The sequence below is a fragment of the Streptomyces sp. NPDC052040 genome (assembly GCF_044548405.1).
Classification (GTDB): domain Bacteria; phylum Actinomycetota; class Actinomycetes; order Streptomycetales; family Streptomycetaceae; genus Streptomyces.
Genome location: NZ_JBIUBV010000019.1, coordinates 61,503 through 77,740 on the forward strand (window position 1 = coordinate 61,503; position 16,238 = coordinate 77,740).

Annotated in this window: 12 protein-coding genes and 1 tRNA gene; 8 read left to right on the plus strand and 5 right to left on the minus strand. The window is 69.8% G+C overall.

The window, feature by feature from the left end:
• Positions 1 to 110 precede the first annotated feature (110 nt).
• The 6 genes from purS (at position 111) to purM (ending at position 7,355) form a co-directional block, all read left to right on the plus strand.
• Positions 111 to 374, plus strand: a complete 264-nt coding sequence (gene purS / locus ACIHAA_RS28090) for a phosphoribosylformylglycinamidine synthase subunit PurS (protein ID WP_210872646.1) — start codon at positions 111 to 113, stop codon at positions 372 to 374.
• Complete coding sequence (purQ, locus tag ACIHAA_RS28095) at positions 371 to 1,051, plus strand: phosphoribosylformylglycinamidine synthase subunit PurQ (RefSeq protein ID WP_399821950.1); 681 nt, start codon at positions 371 to 373, stop codon at positions 1,049 to 1,051. Before purS ends, purQ begins: the two co-directional genes overlap by 4 nt.
• Positions 1,048 to 3,306 carry a phosphoribosylformylglycinamidine synthase subunit PurL gene (purL, locus tag ACIHAA_RS28100; RefSeq protein WP_399821952.1) on the plus strand — a complete coding sequence of 753 codons (2,259 nt, stop codon included), beginning with the start codon at positions 1,048 to 1,050 and terminating at the stop codon, positions 3,304 to 3,306. Before purQ ends, purL begins: the two co-directional genes overlap by 4 nt.
• 279 nt (positions 3,307 to 3,585) lie before the next feature.
• A complete protein-coding gene (locus ACIHAA_RS28105; RefSeq protein WP_399821954.1) occupies positions 3,586 to 4,383 on the plus strand; it encodes a sterol carrier family protein in 798 nt (265 codons plus the stop codon).
• A gap of 332 nt (positions 4,384 to 4,715) precedes the next feature.
• Positions 4,716 to 6,242: an amidophosphoribosyltransferase gene (purF, locus tag ACIHAA_RS28110; protein ID WP_399821956.1), complete on the plus strand. Its 1,527-nt coding sequence runs from the start codon at positions 4,716 to 4,718 to the stop codon at positions 6,240 to 6,242.
• Positions 6,243 to 6,275: 33 nt separating this feature from the next.
• Positions 6,276 to 7,355, plus strand: a complete 1,080-nt coding sequence (gene purM, locus ACIHAA_RS28115) for a phosphoribosylformylglycinamidine cyclo-ligase (protein WP_399821958.1) — start codon at positions 6,276 to 6,278, stop codon at positions 7,353 to 7,355.
• Between the two features lie 72 nt (positions 7,356 to 7,427).
• On the opposite strand, the gene ACIHAA_RS28120 is transcribed toward purM, so the two are convergent.
• Both ACIHAA_RS28120 and ACIHAA_RS28125 read right to left on the minus strand, forming a co-directional pair.
• Complete coding sequence (locus ACIHAA_RS28120) at positions 7,428 to 7,685, minus strand: DUF3073 domain-containing protein (protein ID WP_399821960.1); 258 nt, start codon at positions 7,683 to 7,685, stop codon at positions 7,428 to 7,430.
• Positions 7,686 to 7,960: 275 nt separating this feature from the next.
• Complete coding sequence (locus ACIHAA_RS28125; RefSeq protein ID WP_399821962.1) at positions 7,961 to 9,082, minus strand: Leu/Phe/Val dehydrogenase; 1,122 nt, start codon at positions 9,080 to 9,082, stop codon at positions 7,961 to 7,963.
• A 235-nt stretch (positions 9,083 to 9,317) separates the two neighbouring features.
• Here ACIHAA_RS28125 and ACIHAA_RS28130 point away from each other — a divergent pair, with 235 nt between their 5' ends.
• Both ACIHAA_RS28130 and bldC read left to right on the plus strand, forming a co-directional pair.
• A complete protein-coding gene (locus tag ACIHAA_RS28130; RefSeq protein WP_399821965.1) occupies positions 9,318 to 10,160 on the plus strand; it encodes a hypothetical protein in 843 nt (280 codons plus the stop codon).
• A gap of 596 nt (positions 10,161 to 10,756) precedes the next feature.
• A complete protein-coding gene (bldC, locus tag ACIHAA_RS28135) occupies positions 10,757 to 10,963 on the plus strand; it encodes a developmental transcriptional regulator BldC (protein WP_003949541.1) in 207 nt (68 codons plus the stop codon).
• 494 nt (positions 10,964 to 11,457) lie between these two features.
• Here bldC and ACIHAA_RS28140 read toward each other — a convergent pair whose 3' ends face one another.
• The 3 genes from ACIHAA_RS28140 to hrpA form a co-directional block, all read right to left on the minus strand.
• Positions 11,458 to 11,649: a DUF6274 family protein gene (locus ACIHAA_RS28140; RefSeq protein WP_399821968.1), complete on the minus strand. Its 192-nt coding sequence runs from the start codon at positions 11,647 to 11,649 to the stop codon at positions 11,458 to 11,460.
• A gap of 329 nt (positions 11,650 to 11,978) precedes the next feature.
• Positions 11,979 to 12,053, minus strand: a tRNA-Asp gene (locus ACIHAA_RS28145).
• Positions 12,054 to 12,173: 120 nt separating this feature from the next.
• Entirely contained in the window at positions 12,174 to 16,166 is a 3,993-nt protein-coding gene (gene hrpA, locus ACIHAA_RS28150; protein ID WP_399821970.1) for an ATP-dependent RNA helicase HrpA, read from the minus strand.
• Between the last annotated feature and the right edge of the window lie 72 nt (positions 16,167 to 16,238).

Here is a 16,238-nt window from a genome sequence, read left to right on the forward strand (position 1 = left end):
GGTCCCGGATCGTGACGGGGCTCACGTAGGAAGCTACGAATCTACGCGAGTAGAAATTTTGTACGGGTAGTCTGAAGGGACCTGCTCAGCACCACACACCGGGAGTGCCAGTGGCACGCGTCGTAGTCGACGTCATGCTCAAGCCGGAGATCCTCGACCCCCAGGGCCAGGCGGTCCAGCGCGCCCTGCCGCGGCTCGGTTTCGAAGGCATCTCCGACGTACGTCAGGGAAAGCGATTCGAACTCGAGGTGGACGGGCCGGTCGACGATGCCGCGCTCGCCCGCATCCGTGATCTCGCGGAATCCTTCCTCGCCAACACCGTGATCGAGGACTTCACCGTCAAGGTGGAGGAAGTCGCGGAGGCCGCCAAGTGACCGCTCGTATCGGCGTCGTCACTTTCCCGGGCAGCCTGGACGACCGGGACACCCAGCGCGCGATCCGCCTCGCGGGCGCGGAGCCCGTGGCTCTCTGGCACAAGGACAAGGGCCTGGGTCAGGTCGACGCGGTGGTGCTGCCGGGAGGTTTCTCCTACGGCGACTATCTGCGGGCCGGCGCCATCTCCCGGTTCTCCCCGGTGATGGAGTCCGTCATCGAGCAGGCGAAGGCCGGACTGCCGGTCCTCGGCATCTGCAACGGCTTCCAGGTCCTCACCGAGGCGCACCTGCTCCCGGGCGCCATGCTCGGCAACGACCACCTCCACTTCATCTGCCGCGACCAGAAGCTGCGGGTGGAGCAGACGGGGACGGCCTGGACCGGTGACTTCATCGCCGGGCAGGAGATCCACATCCCGCTGAAGAACATGGACGGCCGGTACGTCGCCGACGCGTACACGCTGGACCAGCTGGAGGCGGAGGGCCGGGTCGTCTTCCGCTACCTCGACGTCAACCCCAACGGCTCGCTCCGCGACATCGCCGGCATCACCAACGAGGCCGGGAACGTCGTCGGCCTCATGCCGCACCCGGAGCACGCCGTCGAGCCGCTGATCGGCACCGGACGCACCGACGGGCTCCCGTTCTTCACATCGATCCTCAAGAAGCTGGTGGGCGCATGAGCAAGACGCCTCTGGACACGGTCGAGCACGCGGCCGCGACCCCCGACGTCGAGCTGCCCTGGGCCGAACTCGGCCTGAAGAAGGACGAGTACGAGCGGGTCGTCGAGATCCTGGGCCGCCGCCCCACCGGCGCCGAGCTGGCCATGTACTCGGTCATGTGGTCCGAGCACTGCTCCTACAAGTCCTCCAAGGTCCACCTCCGCCAGTTCGGTGAGAAGGCCCCGCAGTCGGACGCCCTGCTCGTCGGCATCGGCGAGAACGCGGGCGTCGTCGACGTCGGCCAGGGCTACGCGGTCACCTTCAAGGTGGAGTCACACAACCACCCGTCGTACGTGGAGCCGTACCAGGGCGCCGCGACCGGCGTCGGCGGCATCGTGCGCGACATCATCGCGATGGGCGCGCGGCCGGTCGCCGTCGTCGACCCGCTGCGCTTCGGCGCGGCCGACCACCCCGACACCAAGCGGGTCCTGCCCGGCGTCGTCGCGGGCATCGGCGGCTACGGCAACTGCCTCGGCCTGCCCAACATTGGCGGCGAGGTCGTCTTCGACTCCTGCTACCAGGGCAACCCGCTGGTCAACGCCGGTGCCATCGGGGTGATGCGGCACGAGGACATCCATCTGGCGAAGGCGTCCGGCACGGGCAACAAGGTCGTGCTCTACGGCGCCCGCACCGGCGGCGACGGCATCGGCGGCGCCTCGATCCTCGCCTCCGAGACCTTCGACGACGCCAAGCCCTCCAAGCGCCCGGCCGTCCAGGTCGGCGACCCGTTCCAGGAGAAGCTGCTCATCGAGTGCACCCTGGAGGCCTTCCGGGAGAAGCTGGTCGTCGGCATCCAGGACCTCGGCGCGGCCGGTCTGTCCTGCGCCACCTCGGAGCTGGCGTCCAACGGTTCCGGCGGTATGCGCGTCACCCTGGACGACGTACCGCTGCGTGACTCGACGCTCTCGCCGGAGGAGATCCTCATGAGCGAGTCGCAGGAGCGCATGTGCGCGGTCGTCGAGCCGGACAAGGTCGGCCGGTTCCTGGAGATCTGCGAGAAGTGGGACGTCATCGCCACCGTCATCGGTGAGGTGACCGACGGGGACCGCCTGGAGATCTACTGGCACGGCGGCAAGATCGTCGACGTCGACCCGCGGACGGTCGCGCACGAGGGCCCGGTCTACGAGCGCCCCTACGCGCGCCCCGACTGGCAGGACGCGCTCCAGGCCGACGACGCCGGCAAGCTGCCGCGCCCGGAGACCTCCAAGGAGCTGAAGGACCAGGTCCTGAAGCTGGTGGCGTCGCCCAACCAGGCGTCCAAGAAGTGGATCACCTCCCAGTACGACCACTTCGTCCAGGGCAACACCGTCCTCGCCCAGCCCGAGGACTCCGGGATGATCCGCATCGACGAGGCCTCCGGGCTCGGCGTCGCCATCGCGACCGACGGCAACGGGCGGTACGCGAAGCTCGACCCGTACACGGGCGCGCAGCTCGCGCTCGCCGAGGCGTACCGGAATGTGGCCACCACGGGCGCCCGGCCGCTCGCCGTCTCCGACTGCCTCAACTTCGGCTCGCCCGAGGACCCGGCCGTCATGTGGCAGTTCGCGGAGGCCGTGCGCGGTCTCGCCGACGGCTGCCTCCAGCTGGGCACCCCGGTGACCGGCGGCAATGTGTCGCTGTACAACCAGACGGGCGAGGCGGCCATCCACCCGACCCCGGTGGTGGCGGTCCTGGGCGTCATCGACGATGTCGCCCGCCGCACGCCGGTCGCCTTCCAGGAGGAGGGCCAGCTGATCTACCTTCTCGGCGACACGCGCGAGGAGTTCGGCGGCTCGGCCTGGTCGCAGGTCGTCCACGACCATCTCGGCGGACTGCCCCCGCAGGTCGACCTGGAGCGGGAGCGGCTGCTCGGCGAGATCCTGATCTCCGCCTCCCGCGACGGCATGATCGACTCCGCGCACGACCTGTCCGACGGCGGTCTGGTCCAGGCCGTGGTCGAGTCGGCGCTGCTGGGCGGCAAGGGCGCGCGGCTGATCGTGCCGGACGGCCTGGACGCGTTCACCTTCCTGTTCTCCGAGTCGGCGGGGCGCGCGGTGGTCGCGGTGCCGCGCTCGGAGGAGATCCGCTTCAACGACATGTGCGGCGCGCGTGGTCTGCCCGCCGTCCGGGTCGGTGTCGTGGACGGGAACGCGGTGGAACTCCAGGGCCACTTCGCGCTGTCCCTGGAGGAACTGCGCGAGGCCCACGAGGCCACCATCCCGGCACTCCTCAAGTAGGAGTTCCGCACCTACGGCGCCCGGCCGTCCCGCCGTTCTCCGGCGGGGACGGCCGGGCACGCGCCGTCCCCGGGCGGGGCCCGGTCGCCGTTCTCCGGCGGGGCTCCAGGCATCCGGCGCCACTTCGGGTCCGCCCGCACGGGCCGGACCCGAAGCGCGCTTCCCAGGACGGCACTTCGAGCCCGGCCCGTCCCCGTACCGCCAAGGGCCCCGTAAGTTCTCGGCCTGCGTCGCAAAAGTGCCTTAGCCGGGTTGTCGTCCCGGCATAGGCTCGCCCTCATGCCTCTCGCCGGAAAGCGCGCCCGCACCTACGACCCCGCCAGGACCCGTACCGCGGTTCTCGCCCAGTTCGACCATGTGCGGGAGGCCGTGCGGACCCTCACCGCCGCCCAACTCGCCCTCCCCACCCGCCTCGGCGACTGGACCGTACGGGAGCTGGCCGCGCACATCGGGGCGAGCCTCGCGACCGTCGGGCGTTTCCTCGGGCAGCCCGAGCCCGCCCGGCAGGACGCCATCGCCCTCGACTGGCCGTTCATCACCTCCGCCCACTCCGCGACCGTCGCCAAGGGCGCCCACCAACTGGTCGAGGACCACCCCGACCTGGACGCCTACCTCACCGGGATCGCGGAGGCCACCCGACGGGACCTCGACACCCATCCCGGCACCCGGCTGCTCGCCACCCACGCCGGTGCCATGCCGCTGGACGACTACATGGTCACCCGCACGGTGGAACTCGTCGTCCACACCGACGACCTCAACGACGCCGTCCCGGGACTCGGCGTCCCCCACGACCGGCAGGCCCTCGCCGCCTGCACCCGGCTGCTCGCGGACGCGCTCGCCGCTCGGGCGCCCGGGTCCGCCACCGAGCTGCGCATCCCGCCGTACGCCGTGGTGCAGTGCGTCGAGGGCCCCCGCCACACCCGCGGCACCCCGCCGAACGTCGTCGAGACCGACCCGCTGACCTGGATCCGGCTCGCCACGGGCCGCGCCTCCTGGGACACCGCCCTCTCCGACGCCCTGGTCACCGCCAGCGGGGAGCGGGCCGATCTGGGACCGCTGCTGCCCCTGATGTCCTGAACCGGCCGTCACGGGGACCGGGACCCCCGACGGCTGCGACTGCGACAGTTCCGGCGCGGCTGTCGCGACCCTACGGAACGGTCACCTCACCCTGGGACCACCTCGGACCCCACAGATGATGTGCGACGGCTCACTTATGCATACCTACAAAGAGGCGGCCGAACGCCCCGCCCGGCGGTCGGCCTCTCGGACCCGCCCGCTCGAGATCTCGCTGACCAGCGAAAACGATGGGGTAGCCACCCGGTGACCCGGAGTTGTAGCCGGTCGGCGGGGGTGTCCGGGGTGACCGGCCGGATTCGGACCAGTGCGCGATCTCGCCTACACTCGGAGCCGTGCCACGTGGTGACGGTCGACTCAATCACGATCTGCTCCCCGGCGAGAAAGGCCCCCAGGACGCATGTGGCGTCTTCGGTGTCTGGGCTCCGGGCGAAGAGGTCGCAAAACTCACGTACTTCGGGCTCTACGCCCTTCAGCACCGGGGTCAGGAATCCGCGGGAATCGCGGTCAGCAACGGCTCCCAGATCCTCGTCTTCAAGGACATGGGCCTCGTTTCCCAGGTCTTCGACGAAACTTCGCTCGGTTCCCTCCAAGGTCATATCGCGGTCGGACACGCCCGCTACTCGACCACCGGCGCCTCCGTGTGGGAGAACGCCCAGCCCACCTTCCGGGCCACGGCCCACGGCTCCCTCGCGCTCGGCCACAACGGCAACCTGGTCAACACGGCGCAGCTCGCCGAGATGGTCGCCGCCCTTCCCAAGGAGAACGGCCGTGCCACCCAGGTGGCCGCCACCAACGACACCGACCTGGTCACGGCCCTGCTGGCCGGACAGGTCGATGACGACGGGGTGCCACTGACCGTCGAGGAAGCGGCCATCAAGGTCCTCCCGAAGGTCCAGGGCGCCTTCTCCCTCGTCTTCATGAACGAGCAGACCCTCTACGCGGCCCGAGACCCGCAGGGCATCCGCCCGCTGGTCCTCGGCCGGCTGGAGCGCGGCTGGGTCGTCGCCTCGGAGAGCGCCGCCCTGGACATCACGGGCGCCAGCTTCGTCCGCGAGATCGAGCCCGGCGAGTTCGTGGCGATAGACGAGAACGGTCTGCGCAGCTCTCGATTCGCAGAAGCGAAGCCTCGCGGCTGTGTCTTCGAGTATGTCTACCTGGCCCGTCCGGACACCGACATCGCCGGTCGCAACGTCTATCTCTCCCGTGTGGAGATGGGCCGCCGCCTGGCGAAGGAGGCGCCCGCCGAGGCCGATCTCGTCATAGCGACGCCGGAGTCCGGCACCCCTGCCGCGATCGGCTACGCCGAGGCGTCCGGGATCCCCTTCGGCGCCGGCCTGGTGAAGAACGCCTATGTCGGCCGCACCTTCATCCAGCCCTCGCAGACCATCCGCCAGCTGGGCATCCGGCTGAAGCTCAACCCCCTGAAGGAAGTCATCCGGGGCAAGCGGCTGGTCGTCGTGGACGACTCCATCGTGCGCGGCAACACCCAGCGGGCGCTGGTGCGGATGCTGCGCGAGGCGGGCGCCGCCGAGGTCCACATCCGCATCTCCTCCCCGCCGGTGAAGTGGCCCTGCTTCTTCGGTATCGACTTCGCCACCCGCGCCGAACTGATCGCCAACGGCATGACGACCGAGGAGATCGGCACCTCGCTGGGCGCCGATTCGCTGGCGTACATCTCCCTCGACGGGATGATCGAGGCCACGGCCATCGCCAAGCCGAACCTGTGCCGCGCGTGCTTCGACGGGGAGTACCCGATGGAGCTGCCCGACCCGGAGCTGCTGGGCAAGCAGCTGCTGGAGACCGAGCTGGCGGCCGGTCCGGCCGCCACGGCCGCGGCCGACGCGATCCGTCGCCCGTGACCTCTGCCGTACGACACGAAAGTTCTCACCGTCATGTCTGAGACCATCAGTGCCGCAGGCGGCGCCAGCTACGCAAGCGCGGGCGTCGACATCGAAGCGGGCGACCGCGCCGTGGAGCTGATGAAGGAGTGGGTGAAGAAGACGCAGCGCCCCGAGGTCCTCGGCGGCCTCGGCGGCTTCGCGGGCCTCTTCGATGCCTCCGCCCTCAAGCGCTATGAGCGTCCGCTGCTCGCCTCCGCCACCGACGGCGTCGGCACCAAGGTCGACATCGCCCGCCGGATGGGCGTCTACGACACCATCGGCCACGACCTGGTCGCCATGGTCATGGACGACATCGTGGTGTGCGGTGCCGAGCCGCTGTTCATGACCGACTACATCTGCGTCGGCAAGGTCCACCCCGAGCGGGTCGCCGCGATCGTGAAGGGCATCGCCGAGGGCTGTGTGCTCGCGGGATGTGCCCTGGTGGGTGGTGAGACGGCCGAACACCCGGGCCTGCTCGGTGCGGACGACTTCGATGTCGCGGGCGCCGGTACGGGCGTTGTGGAGGCCGACCGGCTGCTCGGTGCCGAACGCATCCGCGAGGGCGACACGGTGATCGCCCTGGCCGCCTCCGGACTCCACTCGAACGGGTACTCGCTCGTCCGGCATGTCCTGCTCGACCGGGCGAAGCTCGGCCTCGACCAGCACATCGAGGACCTCGGCCGCACCCTCGGCGAGGAGCTGCTCGAACCCACCAAGATCTACTCGCTGGACTGCCTGGCCCTGGCCCGCACCGCCGAGGTGCACGCCTTCAGCCACATCACCGGCGGCGGTCTCGCGGCCAACCTGGCCCGGGTGATCCCGGACGGCCTGCACGCGACCGTGGACCGCTCCACCTGGACTCCCGGGCCGGTGTTCGACCTTGTCGGCAGGACCGGCGGGGTCGAGCGGCTGGAGCTGGAGAAGACCCTGAACATGGGCGTGGGCATGATCGCGATCGTGCCCGAGGAGTCGACGGACGTCGCACTCGCCGCCCTGGCCGACCGCGGGGTCGAGGCCTGGGTCGCCGGTGAGATCACCGCCCGGGGCGGCCACACCACGGGTGCGGAGCTGGTCGGCGACTACGCGGGCTGAGCCCCTGCGGACAGCACAGAACCCGGTCCGTGGCCAGGGCCACGGACCGGGTGGAAGTCCTTCAGTGCAGGGTCAAGCGCCGCGGCGACGCTGCTGCGGGGACTGGTCGTCCTCGTCTTCGTCGTCGTCCTCGTAGAGGTCGGCGTACCGTGAATACAGGTCGTCGTCCTCGTCCTGCTCATCGTCCTCGAACCGCTCGCCGTTCGGCGATGCGTTCGACGGCGATGCGCCCAGCTCCTCGGCCAGGCGTGAGAGATCCGTCCCACCGCTGTTGTACTTCAGCTGGCGGGCGACCTTCGTCTGCTTGGCCTTGGCCCGGCCGCGCCCCATGGCTCGACCCCCTCAACGACGGGGCTCGACGGCCCCAGAGTCTTGACACGCGTTCATGATCCGGAACGGGCTCTCCGTGGAGAGACCGGTCCGTAGGGCTTCCACGGTACCTGAGCCCACGCCCATACGGTACGTCGCCCGTAGGGCGGGCGTGTGCACAGAACCGTCGAGGCGCCCCGTCCTCGCTGGTCACAGCCGATTTTAACCACTTATTGGCGGACGACCCGCCGATAAGAGTGAGAGTTCTCTCCAGCCTCCTGCCGGCGGGTACCGGATCAACGCTGCGCGGCACCTCCGGAGAGGGTGCCCGGTCGCGCCTCGGCCATGCGCTGCTCGGCGATCCGATCGGCCGCCGCGGCAGGCGGAATTCCGTCTTCCTTCGCGCGTGCGAATATGGCCAGCGTGGTGTCGAAGATCTTCGCCGCCTTGGCCCTGCACCGGTCGAAGTCGAAGCCATGCAACTCGTCGGCGACCTGGATGACACCGCCCGCGTTGACCACGTAGTCCGGGGCGTACAGGATCCCGCGGTCGGCGAGGTCCTTCTCCACTCCCGGGTGCGCCAGCTGGTTGTTGGCCGCGCCGCACACCACCGCGGCCGTGAGCACCTGCACGGAGTCGTCGTTGAGCGCGCCGCCGAGCGCGCAGGGCGCGTAGATGTCGAGCGGGCCGAGGGCGTGGGCACCGGTGATGAGCATGCCGGTGTCGTCGGCCACGGCCACCTCGGGGTGCGCCTCGGTGATCCGGCGCACGGCGTCCGGACGGACATCCGTGATCACCACCCGGGCGCCGTCCTCCAGGAGGTGCCCGACCAGATAGCGGCCCACCTTGCCGACGCCCGCGATCCCGACCGTGCGTCCGCGCAGGGTGGGGTCGCCCCACAGATGCTGGGCCGAGGCCCGCATGCCCTGGAAGACGCCGTAGGCGGTCAGCACCGAGGAGTCGCCCGCACCGCCGTTCTCGGGGGAGCGGCCGGTGGTCCAGGGGTTGGCCCGGGCCACCACGTCCATGTCGGCGACATAGGTGCCGACATCGCAGGCGGTGACGTACCGGCCGCCGAGCGAGGCCACGAAGCGGCCGTACGCGAGCAGCAGCTCCTCGGTCTTGATCCGCTCGGGGTCACCGATGATCACGGCCTTGCCGCCGCCGTGGGCGAGGCCGGCCAGGGCGTTCTTGTAGGACATCCCGCGCGCGAGGTTCAGCGCGTCGGCGACGGCCTCCTCCTCGCTCCCGTACGGGTAGAAGCGCGTGCCGCCGAGCGCGGGGCCGAGGGCGGTGGAGTGGATCGCGATGACGGCCTTGAGGCCACTGGCCCGGTCCTGGCAGAGCACGACCTGTTCATGGCCCCCCTGGTCGGAGCGGAACAGGGTGTGCAGGACGCCGTCGGTTACGTCGGTCACGGTGGTGACTCCCGGTGGTGTAGCGGCGGTTGGGGAACGGGATCCCGTGCGGGTGGCGGGCCCCGTGGGCATGAGCGTAGAACCTGTGGGCCTCCGCCAGCCCCGCAGTGCGCAGGATCACCCTCCCGCGGAGTACACGGGAGCCGGTTCATGGGACGATTTGCCATGGTTTTCCACCTCGCCCGGGCGGTGCCCGGCGGGGTTTCGCGTCAGGCCCGATGGGGAGGGAGCAGGCGTGCCCAAGGTGTCCTCGGTGATCGTCCCGTACGCGTCCTACTTGAGGGTGTACGAGCCGCTGGCCGCCTTCCCCGAGCCGGAACGCAGCCACTGGGCGCGTTACGCCCGGCGCCCCGACCGTCCCTCGTACCAGGACGAACTGCGGCGCTCCCTGGCCGACTTGGTGCCCACACCGCCCGTCGCGGTGCCGGTGCACGAGAGCGGCGACGCCTTTGTCGCCGAGGTCGAGGGGGCGCTGTGCGTCTGTCCCTGGCGCACCCGGCTGCGCGGCTGGCAGGCGCTGGGGGAGCTGACGCAGGAGCTGCCCTCGGTGGTGCTGGACGCGGTCCTGCCGCCGGTGGTGCGCCGCCAGGCCGCCCAGGACTACGAACGCTGGCTGGCCGTCCATCCGGACGCCCGCCCGTGGATCCGCACCGGGACCTGGCAGGTCCCGCTGAACTGGTTCGTCCTGGTCTCGGACGCCGAGCGCCACTACGACCACGGCTCGGCCGGGATCCCCCCGATGCTGCGCTACCGCACCCCCATGGTGCAGGCGCGGCGGCGCACCGCCCGGGCGCTGCGCACCCTGCGGGACGCCCTCGACGAGGGCCCGCTGATCGACGGCCTGATGGAGGTGGGGCGCTGGCTGGAGGAGTTCCATCCGCGGTCGCTGGTCGAGCTGGACTACGGCGGTCTGGTCCATGTGCTGCCACCCGCGGTGCTGGACGGGGACCACTCGGCCGCGGATGTCGCCGAGGGCATCGAGGCCCTGCGGCACGGGGACGGGGACGCGGCCGGGGAGGCGTACGAGCGGCTGGTGGAGCGCTGGCGGGCGGTGCGGGACCGCCGTTCGGCGAACTGAGGTCAGGGGCGGGGGGACCGGCGGGGTCCGGCGGGTCCTGCGCGGGAGCCCTTCGGGATCCAGTGCGCAAATTGTGACCTGCGAGACATGGTGAAGTTGCAACCCTTGGCCCATGGTTGACGTACGCAGGTCGCCTCGGTGGGACTTATGTCTCACATGGGGGTCAAAGCCGTCAAGCGTGACGGACGGCACTTACAAGGACCTTGCGCCTTACGGCCCTCCTCGTGCCAAAATAGGACAAGGAGCCCGGGGGAGGTTTCATCTGTCCGCATGGAACCGCTTTTGGGCGAAATCTCAGCATTGCACCCCTTGGGGGGTCTGGTGCCTCCTGATCGCCACTGTGACTGATCGTCACAGTGGCGTGACTGTCCGCTATGGCATGGTCCATCGGCTTCCGTCGCTGATGAACACCTGGGAGGGCAATTCCATCGGTTTGGCCGACGCGGCTGGACAGATGGTGTAGTTGTAGTGCCGAGGACAAGCCGTTCGTCCTATAACCGACTCGACTCGCGTCCGCCATTTCGGGCAACGCGGGTCAAGGTGCAGAATTTAGAGGAAAGAACCGAGAAGGTTCGGTTCTCCCGAGGAGGCCGCTCATGACCGCTCGCACCCCTGATGCCGAGCCGCTGCTGACCCCGGCTGAGGTCGCCACGATGTTCCGCGTCGACCCCAAGACGGTCACGCGGTGGGCGAAGGCCGGCAAGCTCACGTCGATCCGTACGCTCGGCGGGCACCGCCGCTACCGCGAGGCTGAGGTCCGCGCCCTGCTCGCGGGTATCCCGCAGCAGCGCAGCGAGGCCTGAACAACTGCATAGCCGGACATACCGACAGGCCCCCCAACCTGTCGTGACGTCCGCACCACAGCTCCAAGCGACGCGGGTCCTGCCCCAACAGGACTCTCGCCCAAGCTCAGCAGAGGTACGACACGGGTGCGTCGTCGATCGCGCTGGACTCCGCCGAGTCCGGCGCGATCTTTTTTGTGCCCTGGGTACGGTTCGGGGGCCGGTGGGTGCGCGGCCTTGTCCGAGTCTGGGGAGCGCTGTCGGATCTGCCGTGCGGGACCCCGGGTGACAGTGCAATTGCACATATTAAATTGACCCGTTGTAGGAGAGGCGTAAGACCCTCGGTTTCCATACTTTATGCAGTGACACCCGTCACAGGACCCGGGTCTTGTTGTGCTCATGGTCCCTTTGTTAAAGGAACAGGCCTGTGTGTGGCGGGTGTTGGGGCGGGCCGTCATGGGCAGGGGTGCCCCGGCGGATGCCCGGCCAACCTCCCCGGTCCGGTCGGCGGACGCTCACGCCGTCGAGGGGCGCTCGTCCTCGGACACCGTCCAGGGGTCCTCCTCGCCGCGCTGCGCGGGCTCCATGGCCAGTTGCAGGAGCTGGTGGCAGACGGCGCAGCGCCGGGTCAGATGCCGGTACCCGGAAGCGGCGGACAGATGGGCCCGGAGCAGGGCGCGGGTCTCGTGCCGAACCGAAGTCGCCATACGCCACCTCCCCGGGGCCCGCGGGGGGCGGAGCCCTGACTCCGGGGTACCGGTGGAACGTGCCGCCGTCAAGACGCCCCGGCACGTCCAAGTCGCCCCGGGCGGCCGCCCGTCGGCCCGAACGCCCCCCGGACCGGCCGGGCGGCCTGCGGGCACCGAGGCGCGCTTCCCGCCCCTTCCTGTCCGGGAACGAGGGCAGGGGCGGTGCCGGGTCCGCGTACGCCGACCCGGACACGTACACGTACACGTACACGTACACGTACACGTACACGTACACGTACACACGAAGAAGCCCCGCATCCGGCACGGATACGGGGCTTCTTCTGCTGCGGTCCTGACGGGATTTGAACCCGCGGCCTCCACCTTGACAGGGTGGCGAGCACTCCAAACTGCTCCACAGGACCAGGTTTCGCTGCGATCCGCCCGGCCGAACCGGATCTCCGGGTCTGCGTGCGGTGCGCTGCGAGATGAGACTGTACAGGAGGGTGAGCCCCGGGTCGAACTCACCCACCGTGAGGGGGCCGTTACGGCGCGGCGGCGTCGATCGCCTTCACGATCCGCTTGTCCGACACCGGGTAGGCGGTGCCCAGCGCATGGGCGAAGTAGCTCACCCGCAGCTCCTCGATCATCCAGCGGATGTCCAGGACCTGCTGGGGAACGGGCCGTCCCGGCGGCAGCTGCTCCAGCAGCCAGGCGTACTCGTCCCGCATCTCATGGACCTTCGCCATCCGGGTGGTGTCCCGCTGGACGTTGGTCGGCATCTGCTGGAGCCTGCGGTCCGCGGCCACCAGATAGCGCATCAGATCGGGCAGCCGCCGGATCCCCGCCGCGGTGACGAAGCCGGGCTTCACCAGGGCGTCCAGCTGCGCCCGTACATCCGCCAGGTTCGGCAGCAGCGCCGGGCTCCGTACCGCCTTCAGACGGCGCTCGCAGGCCCCCCAGGCCGCCAGCACCTGCTGCACCTGGCCGACCGTGCGGACCGTGGTGTCGACGATCTCCGCCCGCACCTTGTCGTAGAGCTTCCGGTACGACTCCTCGTCCCAGGCCGGGCCGCCGAAGTCCCCTATGAGCTTGTCCGCCGCGGCCGTCGCGCAGTCGTCGAACAGCGCCTGGATCGAGCCGTGCGGGTTGGCCGACAGACCGAGCTTCTGCTGGTTCGTCAGCTTCTCGGAGGCGAACTTCGCCGGGTTGACCGGGATGTTGCGCAGGATCAGCCGCCGGGTGCCCCGCCACATCGCCTGCGCCTGCTCCTCCTCGGTGTCGAAGAGGCGCACGGAGACGGTGTCGCCGTCGTCGACCAGCGCCGGATACGCCTTCACGGGCTGCCCGGCCCGCCGGGTCTCGAAGACCCGGGTGAGGCTGCCGATCGTCCAGTCCGCGAGGCCGGTGCGCTCCAGGGACTCCCCGCCCTGCCGCTCGGCCGTGGCCGCCGCGGCCTGCGAGAGGGCCTGGCGGGCCTTCGGCTTCAGCCGGAGCTTCAGGAGCTCCAGGTCCTTGTCCTCGGCCAGCTTGCGGCGCCGCTCGTCCACGATCCGGAAGGTGATCTTCAGGTGGTCGGGCACCTTGGACCAGTCGAAGTCCTCGGCCTCGAACGGCACCCCGACCATCCGCCGCAGCTCGCGCACCATGGCCGTGGTCAGCGGCTCCGGGGAGCCGGTCTCTCCGGGCGCCGGGGCCTTCTCCAGGAACGCCTTCGCATAGTTCGGCGCCGGGACGTAGTGGCGCCGGACGGGCTTGGGCAGCGAGCGGATCAGCTCGGTGACCAGCTCCTCCCGCAGGCCCGGGATCTGCCAGTCGAAGCCCTCGTCGGTGACCTGGTTGAGGACCTGCAACGGGACATGGACGGTCACACCGTCCGCGTCCGCGCCCGGCTCGAACTGATAGGTGACCTTGAACTTCAGCCGGCCCTGCCGCCAGGAGTCGGGATAGTCGTCCTTGGTGACCGCGCCCGCCCGCTCGTTGATGAGCATCTCGCGCGCGAAGTCGAGGAACTCCGGCTCCTCGTGCCGCTTGTGCTTCCACCAGGAGTCGAAGTGGGCGCCGGACACCACATGCCCGGGCACCCGCTGGTCGTAGAAGTCGAAGAGTGTCTCGTCGTCGACCAGGATGTCCCGGCGCCGCGCCCGGTGCTCCAGCTCCTCGACCTCGGTGAGCAGCCTGCGGTTGTCGGCGAAGAACTTGTGGTGGGTGCGCCAGTCGCCCTCGACCAGGGCGTTGCGGATGAACAGCTCCCGGCTGGCCTCCGGATCGATGCGCCCGTAGTTCACCTTCCGCCGGTCGACGAGCGGGACGCCGTACAGCGTGACCTTCTCGTACGCCATCACGGCCGCCTGGTCCTTCTCCCAGTGCGGTTCGCTGTACGTCCGCTTCAGCAGATGTCCCGCGAGCGGCTCGACCCACTCCGGCTCGATCTTCGCGTTGACCCTGGCCCACAGCCGGGAGGTCTCCACCAGTTCGGCGGACATCACGAAGCGCGGCGGCTTCTTGAACAGGGAGGAGCCGGGGAAGATCGCGAACTTGGCGTTGCGGGCGCCGATGTACTCGTTGCGTCCGCCGTCCCGGCGGCTGCCCGGAGCGGAGTCCTTGGACTCCTTCACGTCCTTCAGCCCGATGTGCGAGAGCAGACCGGCCAGCAGCGAGATGTGGACGTGGTCGGCCGGGGCGTCCTGCTCGTTGAGGTGGATGCCCATCTGCTTGGCGACCGTGCGCAGCTGGGTGTAGATGTCCTGCCACTCGCGGATGCGCAGGAAGTTCAGATACTCCTGCTTGCACATCCGGCGGAAGGACGAGGAGCCGCGCTCCTTCTGCTGCTCGCGCAGATAGCGCCAGAGGCCGAGGTAGGCGAGGAAGTCGCTCGTCTCCTCCTTGAAGCGGGCGTGCTGCTGGTCGGCCTGGGCCTGCTTGTCGGCGGGGCGCTCGCGCGGGTCCTGGATGGACAGCGCGGCGGCGATGACCATGACCTCGCGGGCGCAGCCGTTCTTGTCGGCCTCCAGGACCATGCGGGCGAGCCTCGGGTCCACCGGCAGCTGCGCCAGCTTGCGGCCGGTGTCGGTGAGGCGCTTGCGCGGATCCTTCTGCTCGGGGTCCAGCGCGCCCAGTTCCTGGAGGAGCTGGACACCGTCGCGGATGTTGCGGTGATCCGGCGGGTCGATGAAGGGGAACTTCTCGATGTCGCCGAGACCGGCCGCGGTCATCTGGAGGATGACGGAGGCCAGGTTCGTACGGAGGATCTCGGCGTCGGTGAACTCGGGCCGGGCCTCGAAGTCGTCCTCGCCGTAGAGGCGGATGCAGATGCCGTCCGAGGTACGTCCGCAGCGGCCCTTGCGCTGGTTGGCGCTGGCCTGGGAGACCGGCTCGATGGGCAGGCGCTGGACCTTGGTGCGGTGGCTGTAGCGGGAGATACGGGCGAAGCCGGGGTCGATGACGTACTTGATGCCCGGGACGGTGAGGGAGGTCTCGGCGACGTTCGTCGCCAGAACGATCCTGCGGCCCGTGTGGGGCTGGAAGACACGGTGCTGCTCGGCGTGGGAGAGCCGGGCGTACAGCGGCAGGACCTCGGTGGATCTGTACTGCTTTCTGGTCAGCGCGTCCGCGGTGTCGCGGATCTCGCGCTCGCCCGAGAGGAAGACCAGGATGTCGCCCCGCCCCTCGGCCATCAGCTCCTCGACGGCGTCCGTGATCGCGGTGATCTGGTCGCGGTCGGCGTCCTCGGAGTCCGCTTCGAGGAGGGGGCGGTAGCGCACCTCCACCGGATAGGTGCGGCCGCTGACCTCGACGATCGGCGCGTCACCGAAGTGCCGGGAGAAGCGCTCGGGGTCGATGGTCGCCGAGGTGATGACGACCTTGAGGTCGGGGCGGCGGGGGAGGAGCTGGGCGAGATAGCCGAGCAGGAAGTCGATGTTGAGGGACCGCTCATGGGCCTCGTCGATGATGATGGTGTCGTAGGCGCGCAGCTCGCGGTCCGTCTGGATCTCGGCGAGCAGGATGCCGTCCGTCATCAGCTTGACGAAGGTCGCGTCCGGGCTCACCTGGTCGGTGAAGCGGACCTTCCAGCCGACCGCCTCGCCGAGCGGTGTGTCCAGCTCCTCGGCCACCCGCTCGGCGACCGTCCGGGCGGCGATACGGCGGGGCTGGGTGTGGCCGATCATGCCGCGCACCCCGCGGCCGAGTTCCAGACAGATCTTGGGGATCTGGGTGGTCTTGCCGGACCCGGTCTCGCCCGCCACGATCACCACCTGGTGGTCGCGTATGGCGGCCGCGATCTCGTCCTTCTTCTGGCTGACCGGCAGCTGCTCGGGGTAGGTGACGGCGGGGACCCGGGCGGCGCGTCCGGCCATCCGGTCCTCGGCCTTGGCCACCTCCGCCTCGATCTCGGTGAGTACGGCGGCCCGGGCCTCGGGCTTGCGGATCTTGCGCGCGCCTTCGAGCCTGCGCCCGAGACGCTGCGCGTCGCGCAGGGAGAGCTGGGCCAGGCGGGGGGCGAGGGCGCCGAGGGCGGGGGCAGGATGCGTAGACATACGCCGTCCAGGATCTCACCTCGGCGAAATTCATGGCTAACGATTTGCCGTCGGCGATTCGCCGGGGGCGGC